This is a genomic window from Corallococcus sp. AB038B (assembly GCF_003668955.1).
Taxonomy (GTDB): Bacteria; Myxococcota; Myxococcia; order Myxococcales; family Myxococcaceae; genus Corallococcus; species Corallococcus exiguus.
This window is the reverse complement of the sequence record NZ_RAWO01000013.1, coordinates 1-13558: the sequence shown is the minus strand read 5'-3', so window position 1 is coordinate 13558 and position 13558 is coordinate 1. Positions and strand designations below refer to the sequence as shown.

Below are 13558 nucleotides of genomic sequence, written 5' to 3'. Positions count from 1 at the left end.
GGGCCCACCTCCAACATCACCGCGCAGCCTTCCTCCTGCAGCGTCTCCACCGCGCGGGTGAAGCGCACGGGCTTGCGCATCTGCTCGGTCCAGTAGCGCGGATCCGCCAGCTGTCCGGGCTGTGCCACCGTCCCCGTGAGGCTGGACACGTACCGCACCGCCGGCTCTGTCCAGCTCAGCGTGCCCACCACGCGCGCCAGCTCCGGCATCAACGGCTCCACGTCCACCGAGTGGAACGCGTGCGGCGCCGGCATGCGCACCGCTCCGACCTTCTGGGCCTTGAGCGCGGCCTCCAGGCGCTCCACTTCCTCCACCGGTCCGGACACCACGCAGCGGTCCGGCGAGTTCACCGCCGCCAACTCCAGCCGGCCCGACAGCAGCGCCTGGACCCGAGCCGCGGGCAGCGCCACCGCGAGCATCGCGCCCGGCGGCATGCGATGCATCAGCTCACCGCGCGCCACCGCGAGGCGCATCGCGTCTTCCAGGGACAACGCCCCCGCGACGCACGCCGCCGCGTACTCGCCGAAGCTGTGCCCCAGCACCGCGTACGGCTTCACGCCCAGGTCCTGCCACAGCCGCGCCAGGGACACCTGCACGCTGAACAGCGCGGGCAGCGCCACGCGCGTGTCCGCCAGGGCCTCCGTGGACTCCGCCTCCGCACCGGCCTCGGGGGACAGCAGTCTCGACACGCGGTCCCGCAGCGGCGCTTCCAACAACGCGAGGCACGCGTCCAGGAGCTCTCGGAACCGGGGCGACGCCTCCGCCAGCTCGCGCCCCATCGAGACCCGCTGCGCTCCTTGGCCAGAGAACACGAACGCCACGCGAGGCGCGCGCTTCTCGGTCTTCACCGCGACCACCGGCTTGCGCAGCTGGCGCACCAGGTCCGCCGCGTCCTTCACCACCAGCGCGTGACGGTGTTCGAACGCCTTGCGACCCACGGCGTGCGTGAATGCCAGGTCCGCCAACGCCTGCGCATCCACGCCCTCCGCCACGTGCACATCCAGCTGCCGTACCGCGGCCTGCAATGCCTCCAGCGAGCGCGCGGACAGCAGGACCAGTTGATGGGACCGCGAGGTGGGACCGCTCCGCCGCAGGGGGGCTTCTTCTAGGACCGCGTGCGCGTTGGTGCCGCCAATGCCGAAGGAGCTGACCGCGGCGAAGCGGGGCGTCTCACCCCGAGGCCACGGCCGCAACATGGTGTTGACGAAGAACGGTCCCGCGTCGAAGTCGATCTGCGGGTTGGCCTTCTCGAAGTGGAGGCTGGGGGGAATCTCCCCGTGGTGCAGCGACAGCGCGGCCTTCATCAGGCCCGCGAGACCCGCGACCGTGTCCAGGTGGCCCACGTTCGTCTTCAGCGACGCCAGCGCGATGCTTCCCCGGTGCTCCGCGCCCAGGCCGTACGCGCGCGTCAGCGCCGCCACTTCAATCGGATCCCCCAGCAGCGTCGCGGTGCCGTGGGTCTCCACGTAGCCCACGGCCTCCGGTGCCACGCCCGCATTGGTCAGCGCCTGGGACACGACCGCTGCTTGTCCCTGCACACTGGGCGCGGTGAAGCCGGACTTGTTCCGGCCGTCGTTGTTCAGCGCCGAGCCCCGGATGACGGCGTAGATGGAGTCCCCATCTCGCAGCGCGTCCTCCAGGCGCTTGAGCACCACCGTGCCCACGCCGTTGCCGGACAACGTGCCCCCCGCCTTCGCGTCGAACGCGCGGCAGTGGCCATCCGGGGAGAAGATGAGCCCCTCCTCGTGCACGTAGCCCGTGCGCTGCGGCAGCGACAGCCGCATCGCGCCCGCGAGCGCCACGTCGGACTGGCCCGTGCGCAGGCTCTGACAGGCCAGGTGCACCGCCACCAGGCCCGTGGAGCACGCGGTGTACAGCAGCACGCTTTCGCCCGTGAGCCCCAGCTTGAAGGATGCCTTCGTCGCCAGGCTCTCGTGCGTGGCGGTGCCGTGCAGCTCCATGAACGACGCCGCGTCCAGCGGCATCGCCTGCCGCACGGCGTCCGTGTACCCGGAGCCCGTGGCCCCCGCGTACAGCGAGATGGCGCCGGGGAAGCGCTCCGGGTCGATGCCCGCGTCCTCCAGTGCGGCCCACGCCGTCTGGAGGAAGAGCCGCTGCTGCGGATCCGTGAACTGCGCCTCGCGCATCGACATGTCGAAGAACGCGTGGTCGAACCGGTCCGCGCCGTCGATGACTCCCGCGGCCGGGACGAAGGCTGGCTGGTGCCACAACTCCAGCCCCTCTGGCAGGACGGACAGGTGCTCCAGTTCCTCCGGGGCGAAGCGCGTGATGGACTCCACGCCTCCGCGCAGATTGCTCCAGAACTCCGCCACCGTCATCGCGCCGGGGAAGCGGCCCGCCATGCCGATGATGGCGATGGAGCCGGACTCGCCGGCCTTCGGCGCCTCGCGCGGACGGTGACCGGGAGCCTGGGATACGGGCTGCGGTACGGTGCCCGGGCCCTGCTGGGACTCACGCTCCAGACGCTGGACGAACCCTTCGAGCGTGGGGTGTTCGAACAGCCACACCACGGGCACCTCGCGCTGGAGCTCCTCGCGCAGGCGCGCGGCCAGCCGCACCACGGTCAACGACGTGGCGCCCAGGTCCTCGAAGAAGTGGTCCTGCGCGCTCACGCGGTCCGTGCTCAGCTCGCGGGCGAAGACGGGCGCCAGGCGCTGCTCCAGCGGGTGTGTGGGCTCCACGAAGCGGCCCTGACGTCCGGTGGACGCGGCGTCCGGCGCGGGCAGAGCCTTGCGGTCCACCTTGCCGCTGGGGTTCAGGGGCAGGGTGTCCAGCATCACGAACACCGACGGCACCATGTACTCCGGCAGCCTCTGCCGCAGCGCCGCTCGCAGTGCGGACGCGTCCAGCACCTGCCCCGGGCCAGGCATCGCGTAGGCCACGAGCCGCTTGTCTCCGTGCACGTCCTCGCGCACCACCACCGCTGCGTCCTGCACCGCGGGCAGGTCGCGCAGGGCGGCCTCCACCTCCGCCAACTCGATGCGGAAGCCGCGCACCTTCACCTGCGTGTCGATGCGGCCCAGGAACTCCAGCGTGCCGTCCGGACGCCAGCGGCCCATGTCCCCCGTGCGGTACAGCCGTGCGCCCGGTGTCGCGCCGTAGGCATCCGGCACGAAGCGCTCCGCCGTGAGGTCCGGCCGCGACACGTAGCCCCGGCCCACGCCGTCACCGCCGAGGAACAGTTCGCCCGGTACGCCCACGGGCACCGGGTTCAGGCTTGCGTCCAGCACGTACACGGACGTGTTGGCGAGCGGTGCTCCAATGGACACCGTCGTGCCGACCTGCTCCGGCCGCTCCACCGTGAAGGCGGTGGCGACAATGGAGCCCTCGGAGGGCCCGTAGCCGTTGGTGAACGGAATGCCCAGAGACTCCACCACGCGGCGAACGTGCGGCGCGGAGACGATGTCGCCGCCTGTGTGCAGCTCCCGCAGCCGCCCGAGGATGTCTGGCCGGTGCTCCACCAACTGCGAGAAGAGGCCGGAGGGCATGTGGATGAAGGTGACGCCGTGGCGCTCCACCACCCGGGCCAGCGTGTCCATGTCGCCCGCGGGCACGTGGCCCGGGAAGATGACGAGCCGGCTGCCGTGCATCAACGGCATCCACAGCTCCAGCACGGAGCCGTCGAAGGACACGGGCGCGAAGAGCAGCACCGTGTCGCGCATCCCGTAGTGCATGTACGGCGCGGCGTGCAGCACGCGCAGCAGGCCGCGATGCTCGACACCCACGCCCTTGGGCCGTCCGCCGCTGCCCGAGGTGAAGATGACGTAGGCCAGGTTGCGCGGCCCCACGCCCGTCTCCGGCGCGGTGACGGGCTGATCGGCCAGCTCCAGTTCCTCCAGGAACAGGCACGGCAGGGACGCGTCGGGCAGGTGCAGCCGGCCACGCAGCTCGCGCGTGGTGACGAGCAGGTGCGGCCGGGCATCCTCCAGCATGAAGCTCAGCCGCTGCGCGGGATACGACGCATCCAGCGGCACGTACGCGCCGCCGGCCTTCACGATGCCGAGCACCGTGACGACGAAGCCCACGGAGCGCTCCAGGCACAGCGCCACCAGCACATCCGGTCCCACGCCCTGGGCTCGCAAGACATGCGCGAGCTGATTGGCCCGCGCATCCAACTGCGCGTACGTCAGCCGTTCATCCCCGTCCTCCACCGCGACGGCGTCCGGGCGCAGCGAGGCCTGCAGCGCGAAGCGCTCCGCGAGCGTGCTGTCGGAGGGATAGGGCAGGGCGGTGTCGTTCCACGCGACGAGCACCTGCTGGCGCTCCTCCGGCGTGAGCCACGGCAGCCGTGAGAGGGGCACGTCCGGCCCGGCGACCGCGGCCTCCAGCAGCACGAGCAGATGCCCGGCGAGCCGGGCCACGGTGTCGCGTTCGAAGAGGTCGGTGCTGTACTCGATGGAGCCGCGCAGTCCGTCCGGCGTCTCCGTGAGCAGCAGGCTCAGGTCGAAGTGCGCCGTGCCCGCGTCCAGCTCCAGTGGTTCCATCCTCAGCCCTGGCGCATTGAACGCCTCGGCCGGAGCGTTCTGGAGCGCGAAGACCGCCTGCACCAGCGGCGTGCGGCCCAGGTCGCGAGGCACCTGGAGCTCCTCCACCAGCTTCTCGAACGGGAGGTCCTGGTGCTCGTAGGCCGCGAGCGTCGTGTCCCGCACCTGTCCCAGCAACGCTCGGAAGGACGTCTCCGGACGGACGCGTGCACGCAGCACCAGCGTGTTGACGAAGAAGCCGACCAGCCCCTCCACGTCACCGTGGGTGCGGCCCGCGATGGGAGCGCCGACGAGCAGATCCTCCTGCCGGCTGTAGCGGGACAGCAGCACCTGCCACGCGGCCAGCAGCGCCATGAACGGCGTGGCGCCTTCGCGTCGGGCGAGCCCCGCGAACCGGTCCGTCAGGTCGCGAGGCACGTGCACGGGCATCAGCGCGCCGTGAGGTGAACGCGTCGTGGGCCGAGGCTTGTCCGTGGGCAACTCCAGGACCCGAGGCGCACCCGCGAGCTGCTCCTTCCACCACGCCACTTCGTCCGCGAGCACGTCGCCCTGGAGCCAACCGCGCTGCCACGCGGCGAAGTCGGCGTACTGCACGGGCAGCTCCGGCAGCACCGGGGCCGAACCGGAAGCGAAGGCCGCGTAGGCCGTGGCCACCTCTCGCACCATCACGCTCAGGGACCAGCCGTCGGCGACGACGTGGTGCATGCCCAGGAGCAGCACGTGCTGCGTGGACGTCAGCCGCAGCAGGCGCGTGCGCAGCATCGGCCCGGTGCCCAGATCGAAGGGCCGGCCCGCCTCGTCGCGTGCCACTTGCTGGACCGCCGATTCGGGGTCCGGCAGGTCGCCCAGGTCCGTCACGGGCAGCGCCCAGACCGGTGTCGGCTGGAGGGTCTGGACAGGGTCGCGGCCCTTCAGCGCGAGCGTGGTGCGCAGGGCTTCGTGGCGATCGACGAGGAGTTCCAGCGCGCGGCGCAGGGCCTCCACGTCCAGTGCGCCGTCCAGCCGCACGGCGCCCAGCAGCACGTAGGGAGTGGCACCGGGTTGCAGCTGTTCCATCACCCACAGCCGCTGCTGCGCGAAGGACAGGACCCGTTCGCCGTCGCGAGGCACCTTGCGGATCGCCGGCACGCGTGGGAGGCCGGTGCGCGTGAGGAGCTGGGCCTCCACCTGTTCGGTGACCTCGGCGACGGTGGCCCCGTCGAAGAGGCCGCGCAGGGGCAGCTCCACCTGGAACGTGGAGCGCACGCGGGAGAGCAGCCGCGTGGCCAGCAGCGAGTGTCCACCCAGGGCGAAGAAGTCATCGTGCACGCCCACCTTCGGCACCCGCAGCACGTCTCGGAACAGGTCCGCGATCCGCTGTTGGAAGGGCGTCATCCGCTGGGGCTTCGACGGTGCCAGGGCTGCCGGACGCGCGTCCGGAACAGGCAGGGCCTTGCGGTCCACCTTGCCGTTGGGGGACAGCGGCAGCGCGTTCAGCGCCACGAAGGCCGTGGGCACCATGTACTCCGGCAGCTTCGCCTTCAGCGCCTCGCGCAGGGCTTCCACCGTCACGCCCTGGCCCACCACGTAGGCCACCAGGCGCTTGTCGCCGGGCGCGTCCTCGCGCACCACCACCACGGCTTCGCGCACGCCTTCGCACTGGCGCAGCGCCGTCTCCACTTCGCCGGGCTCGATGCGGAACCCGCGCAGCTTCACCTGGAAGTCCAGGCGGCCCAGGTACTCGATGGTGCCGTCCGCGAGGACGCGGGCCCGGTCTCCCGTCCGGTAGAGCCTCGCTCCCGGAGGGCCGAACGGATCCGGGATGAACCGCTCCGCCGTCAGCGCGGGACGGCCCAGGTACCCCCGGCCCACCTGCACGCCGCCGATGTGGAGCTCTCCCGCGATGCCCACCGGCACCGGCTGCAACGATGCATCCAGGACGTGGATCCGCGTGTTCGCCACCGGCCTGCCAATGGGCACGGAGCGCCGTCCGTCATGGCGCTCGCAGGTCCAGGCCGTCACTTCCACCGCGGCCTCCGTGGGGCCGTAGAGGTTGTGGAGGGGGACGCCCAGCCGCTCCAGGCAGCGGTCCGTCAGCTCCAGCGGCAGCGCTTCTCCGCTGCACACGACCCGGCGAAGCGCCGTGCAGCGCTCCAGCCCCGGCTCCTCCAGGAACACCTGGAGCATGGACGGCACGAAGTGCGCCGTCGTGATGCCCTCGCGAGCCATCAGGTCCACCAGGTATGCGGCGTCCTGATGCCCACCCGGCTTCGCCACGACCAGCCGCGCGCCCGTCATCAGCGGCCAGAAGAACTCCCACACCGAGACATCGAAGCTGAAGGGCGTCTTCTGCAACACGACGTCGCGGGGCTCCAACCCGTAGGCGTCCTGCCCCCAGAGCAGCCGGTTGCGGATGCCCGCGTGGGTGTTCATCGCGCCCTTCGGACGCCCCGTGCTGCCCGACGTGTAGATGACGTACGCCAGGTGCTCGGCGCCCACGCCCGACTCCACGGGCTCCGGCGACAAGGTCGCCACCTGGGGCCAGTCCGAATCCAGGCAGAGCACCGGCGTGCTCCCCACCGACAGCAACGGCCGCAGGTGCTGCTGCGTCAGCAACACCGCGACCGTGGAGTCCTCCACCAGGTACGTCCGCCGGTCCGCCGGCGAGGACGGATCGATGGGCACGTACGCGCCGCCCGCCTTGAGCACACCCAGCAGCGCGATCACCAACTCCAGCGACCGCTCCGCGCAGATGCCCACGCGCACTTCTGGTCCCACGCCGCGCGCCCGCAGCGCACGTGCGAGCTGATTGGCCCGGCCGTCCAGCTCGCGGTACGTGAGCCGCGCGCCCTCGAAGTCAGCCGCGATGGCGTCCGGCGTGCGCGCCACCTGCGCCTCCACCAGCCCGTGCAGCGTGCCCTCCAGCGGGTAGTCGCGCGCGGTGGCATTCCAATCCACCAGCAGCCGCCGCTGCTCCGCGTCGTCCATCAGCGGTAGCAGATCTACGGGCGTCGCCGCATCGCGGGCCACGGCCTCCAGCAGCACCTGGAAGTGGGTGGCGAACCGCGCCGCCGCGTCCTCGGAGAAGAGGTCCCGGCTGTATTCGAGCGTTCCCTCCAGGCCGCCGTCGTTCGCGGTGAGCGACAGCAGGAGATCGAAGCGCGCGGTCTCCGTCGAGGTGTGCAGCCGCTCCACGCGGACGCCGGGCAGGGCCGGCGTGGACAGCGGCGCGTTCTGGAGAACGAACATCACCTGGAACAGCGAGGTGCGATCACCGCCGCGCGCCTGGGCCACGGCCTCCACGAGCCGCTCGTAGGGCACGTCCTGGTGCGCGTACGCGGCCAGGGAGGACTCGCGCACGCGGCCCAGCAGTTCGGAGAAGCGGGGCGCTCCGTCCAGTTGGGCGCGCAGCACCAGCGTGTTGAGGAACACGCCGATGAGGGGCTCCAACTCCGGCCGGGTCCGGTGGGCCACCGGCGTGCCCACGGCGAAGTCGTCCTGCCCGGAGTAGCGCGACAGCACGGCCTGGTACCCGGCCATCAGCACCATGAACAGCGTGGCGTCGCGGTCGCGGCCCACCTGTTCCAGCGAATGCACCAGGGACGCGGGCAGCGTGAAGACATGGCTGTCCCCACGCGTCGACCGGGTCCCGGGCTGTCCCTGCTCGGCGGGCAGGGTGAGCACGGGCACGTCCTTCAAGGACTCCTTGAGCGTGTCCAGCCGGGCCTGTGCCGTCTCGGAGTCGTCCTGCTGGCGCTGCCATGCGGCGAAGTCCGCGGCCTGCACCTCCAACACCGGAAGTGGCGACGGACGTCCCGCTGCCAGCGCCGGGTAGAGGCTGGCCACTTCGTGCACGAGCACGCCCATGGACCAGCCATCCGTGACGATGTGGTGCATGCACAGGAGCAGTACGTGTTCGTCCGGGGACAGCCGGAGCAGCCTCGTGCGCAGCAACGGGCCGGTGCCCAGATTGAACGGCCGGGTCGCGTCCTCCCGCATGCGCTGTCGCAGGGTGGCGTCGCGCTCGGCGCCTTCGGGAAGGGACTCCACCGGCAGGGACCAGTCCGAGGGCGGCGCGTGGATGCGCTGGAGCGGCTGGCCTTCACGTTCCTCGAACGTGGTGCGCAGCGGTTCGTGCCGGCGGACGATCTCCGCGAACGTGCGGCGCAGCACCTCCACGTCCAGGGGGCCGGAGAGCCGCAGGGCCAGGGGGATGTTGTAGAGGGCCTGGCCGGGCTCCATCCGATCCAGGAACCACATGCGCTGCTGCGCGAACGACAGCGGCAGCGCTTCATCCCGGGACACCGTGGGGATGGGGGCGGCGGGGTATCGGGAGGGGAGCGCTTCGATGCGCTCCGCGAGCCTTGCCACGGTGGGTGCGTCGAACAGCGCGCGCACGGGCAGGTCCACGCCGAAGCGGGCGCTCACTCGGGTGACGAGCTGGGTGGCCAGCAGCGAATGCCCACCGAGCGCGAAGAAGTCATCGTGCGCGCCCACGCGCTCCACGTGCAGCAGGTCCTGGAACAGCGCGGCCAGGTTCTCCTGGAGCGGCGTCAGCGGGCCCGAGTCCTCGGTGGCGACGGGGGCCGCGGGGGCGGGCAGGGCTCCGCGATCCACCTTGCCGTTGGGCGTGAGGGGCAGGGCGTCCAGACCCACGAAGGCCGAAGGCACCATGTACGCAGGGAGACGGGAGCGCAGGTGCTCACGCAGAACGCCGGCATCCCCGAAGGCCGGGACGACGTAGGCCACGAGCCGCTGTTCGCGCACGTCGACCACGGCCTCGCGGACCTCGGGGTGCGTGCGGAGCGCGGCTTCGATTTCGCCCGGCTCGATGCGGAAGCCGCGCAGCTTCACCTGGTGGTCGATGCGGCCCAGGAACTCCAACGTCCCGTCCGCGAGCCAGCGCACCCGGTCGCCCGTGCGGTACATCCGCGTGCCCGGCGCTTCGCGAAGCGCGTCCGGCACGAAGCGCTCGGCCGTCAGGTCTGGCCGGCCCAGGTAGCCGCGCACCACGCCTTCACCCCCGATGAACAACTCACCGGGGACACCGACCGGCACCGGCCTCAGCAGGTCATCCAGGACGTGCAGCCCGGTGTTCGCGAGCGGTCGTCCCAACGACACCGTGCCGGCCGTGTCCGTCTCCACGCGATGCATGGACGACCACACCGTCGTCTCGGTGGGACCGTACATGTTGAGCAGGGCAGGGACATGCTCCCGCAGCTTCGAGGCGAGGCTCCCCGGAAGCGCTTCGCCGCCCACGAGCATCTGGCGCAGCCCGCCCAGCGCATGCAGCGCCCGGGGCTCTTCCACGAGCGCACGCGCGTACGACGGCGTGCACTGGAAGTGGGTGACGGCGTGGCGCTCCAGCAGGTCCGCGAACGCCGCGGGCTCCAGGCCCGTGGGCGCGAGCACCACCTGGAAGCCGCGCGTCCAGGCCCAGAGCAGCTCCAGCACGGAGATGTCGAAGGAGATGCTCGTCATCGCCAGCCACGTGCCGGGGCACGGCGAGACGTGCGCATCCATCGCGCGGAAGAAGTTCATCACCGTCCGGTGCGGCACGCCCACGCCCTTGGGCCGCCCCGTCGAACCCGACGTGTAGAGCACGTACGCGAGCGTCCGCGCGTCACCCGCGGACCGTACGAAGTCCGCTCCCACCGAAGGGGCCACGTCATCGAGGAAGAGCCGGCGCTCGGCCGGCACCCCGATGACATCCTCCAGGCGACGAGGCCCCACGAGGATCTTCGCCCCCGAGTCCTCCCACATCGCCGCGAGCCGCTGCGCCGGGTACGCCGGATCCAACGGCAGGTAGGCCGCCCCCGCCTCCAGGATGCCGAGCATCCCCACCGCCAGTTCCACCGAGCGGTCCACGCACAGCCCCACCACCGACTCCGGCCCCACGCCACGCTGCCTCAGCGTGTGCGCCACGGCCCGGGCCCGAGCACGCAGCTCCCGGTACGTCAGCCGGCCGTCCCCTGCGACGAGCGCCACGGCATCCGGCGTGCGGGCCACCTGCGCCGCGAAGCGCGAGGAGAGGGTGGCATCCGAGGGGAACTCGATGTCGGGTCCACGCGACAGCGCGAGCAGGTGCTCTGACTCGTCGGCGCTGAGCCACGGCAGTGCATCCACCTGGCGCGAAGGGTCCGCGACGGCGGCCTCCAGCAACACGCGCAGGTGGCCAGCGATGCGGGCCACGGTGTCCGCGTCGAAGAGGTCGGTGGCGTACTCCAGCCAGCCCTCGAAGCCCCTCGCGGATTCGGAGAGCGAGAGCGTCAGGTCGAACATCGCCGTGCCCGAATGCACGTCGAGCAAGCGCGACTGGAGGCCCGGCAGCACGGGGGCGCCCACCTGCGCGCCCTGGAGGATGAACATCACCTGGAAGAGGGGCGTGTGCCCGCGCTCGCGCGTGGGCTGGAGCGCTTCCACCAGCTTCTCGAAGGGCACGTCCTGGTGCGCGTACGCACCCATCGCCGTCGCGCGCACCCGGCCCAGCAGCTCACGGAAGGTGGGCGCGCCGGACAGCCGCGTGCGCATCACCAGCGTGTTGACGAAGAAGCCCACCAGGCCCTGCAACTCCGCGCGTTCACGGCCCGCGATGGCCGTGCCCACGCTGACGTCGCCCTGTCCCGAGCGGCGCGCGAGCACCGCCTGGAAGGCCGCGAGCAGGACCATGAACGGGGTGACGCCCTCGCTGATGGCCAACGCGCGCACTGCTTCGGCGAGCCGTGAGTCGAGCACCACCGGCACCCGGGCGCCCTGCGTTCCACGCTCGGGGGGACGCGGCCGGTCTGTCGCCAGCTCCAGCAAGCGGGGCGCGCCTGAGAGCTGCTGCCGCCAGTAGTCCAGGTGTGGTGCGAGCGCGGCTCCGTCCAGCGAATCCCGCTGCCATTCCGCGTAGTCAGAGTAAGCCACCTTCAGCGCGCGCAGCGGCGACGGGCCGCCTTCGAGCAGCGCCGCGTAGACGGCGGACATCTCGCGCACCAGAACGGCCATGGATGTGCCGTCCGACACGGCGTGGTGCATGACGAGCACCAGCACATGAGTCCGCGCATCCAGTGTCAGCAGCGTGGCGCGCACGAGCGGTCCCTGCGTCAGGACGAACGGGCGGCGGGCCTCCTCATGGGCGAAACGGGAGGCTTCGGCCTCGCGGGTGTCCGCGGGCAGGGACTCCAGTGACACGCGGGCCAGCGGCAGGGATGCGACGCTCGCGATGACCTGCAGCGGCCTTCCGTCCTGTTCCCGGAAGGAAGTCCTCAGCGCGTCATGGCGCGCGGCGAGCACGAGGAGGCTGTTCTCCAGCGTGGCCACGTCCAGCTCGCCTTCCAGTCGCACGGCGGCGGGAAGGTTGTAGGTCACGTCGCCCGGTGCGTACCGGTCCAGGAACCACAGCCGTGCCTGCGCGAAGGACGCCGCCCGGTCGCCTGTTACTTCGCGGCGACGCAGCGTGCTCGATGCAGGGGCGGGCGCCGCCGTGCGGGCCGAGATCAACTGCCGTGCAAGGGCCGTGATGCTCGGGCCCTGGAGCAACCACTCCATGGGCACCGTCACGCGCATCGTGCCGATACCCATTTCGTGCGCCAGCTCCATCGCGCCCAATGAGTCCAGCCCGTAGCGAGTCACCGGAGCATCGACGTCGATGTCCTCACGGCGCATGCGCATGTGCCGGGCCACGACGTCGTGCAGCCATGCCACCAGCGCTGCCTCGTCCGCATTCGCGGGCAGGCCCTCGGAGCCGGGCGCCGCTTCGTGTGCGCCAGAACCCGCGCCAGGAGCGACCGGACTGATGGCTCCGCCCTCATGACTCGATGACGGCCCGGACGAAGCCAAAGGCCTGTTGGCCCCAGCCACACCGGAGCCCGGGACGGCAGAGGCTCCGGAACCGGAGGCTCCAGCCAACGCCAACGGTCCGGATGCACCGACGCCCGGCGCCTTGATGGATCCGGCCCCGTCAAAGCCTGGAATGGATGCGGATGAAGCGGGGAGGGGAGCTTCGGACGACGAACGCGCGCCACCCGGCGGCTCCGCCCGCCACGCCGTCACCTCCTGCAACGTCTCGGCGAGGAAGGCTGCTCGGCACGCGTGCCGCTGCACCTTGCCGCTGGACGTCTTGGGCAGACTGCCCGGCTCGATGAGCACTACCGCGTGCGCCTGCACCTCGTGCGACTCCGCCAGCCTCTGACGGATGGTGCCCACCGCCGCGTCCGCCGCCGCGAGTTGCTCTCGCAGTCCGCCCAGCCGCCGCACGTCGATTTCCTGCACGACGACGGCGCGCTCCTCGCCCCCCACCTCCACCGAGAACACCGCGCCGCCCCCGGGCCTCAGCGCCGGGTGCGCTCCCTCCACCGTCGCCTCCAGGTCCTGCGGGTAGTGGTTGCGCCCTCGCAGGATGATGAGGTCCTTGCGCCGCCCCGTGACGTACAGCTCGCCCTCCGGCCGCAGGAAGCCCAAGTCACCCGTGCGCAGGTACGGTCCGCCGTCCTCCCGAGCGATGCGCGCCTGGAACGTCTCGCGCGTCGCGTCCTCCCGGCCCCAGTACCCCTGGGCCACGCTCGGCCCCGACACCCAGATTTCGCCCACCTCCCCAGGCCCACGCCGCTCCAGCGTCTCCGGGTCCACGATGGCGATTCGCTGCTCCGCCAGCGTCTGGCCACACCCCACCAGTGTGCGCGCACCGGGCTCCACCGCGCCCACTTCCTCCGCGCGGTGCCGCTCCAGCCCCTCACCTGAAATCGTCACCGACACCGGCGGCGCCGACTTCTCGCCTCCGGAGACGATGAGCGTGCCTTCCGCCAGCCCGTAGCACGGGAAGAAGGCCTCTCGTCGGAAGCCACTGGGGCCGAACGCCTCCACGAAGCGCTCCAGCGTCTCCGGCCGAATCGGCTCCGCGCCGCAGAAGGCCACCTCCCACCGGCTCAAGTCCAACGCCCGTCGCTGCTCCGGCGTGCTCTTTCGCACGCACAAGTCGAACGCGAAGTTCGGCCCACCGCTGATGGTGCCCCCGAAGCGCGACACCGCCTCCAGCCACGCCATGGGCCGCTTGAGGAAGGCCATCGGCGACATCAACGTCACCGGGAAGC

The 13558-nt window shown here is 71.5% G+C and carries 1 protein-coding gene (cut by a window edge); it reads right to left on the bottom strand.

Annotated features, from left to right (window positions below; genetic code table 11):
- Positions 1–13558 carry part of the coding region annotated (locus tag D7Y04_RS34515; RefSeq protein ID WP_121762076.1) for a non-ribosomal peptide synthase/polyketide synthase on the bottom strand (this coding region is incomplete at its 5' end). Its footprint begins 22459 nt before the window's first position, so 13558 of the 36017 annotated nt are shown.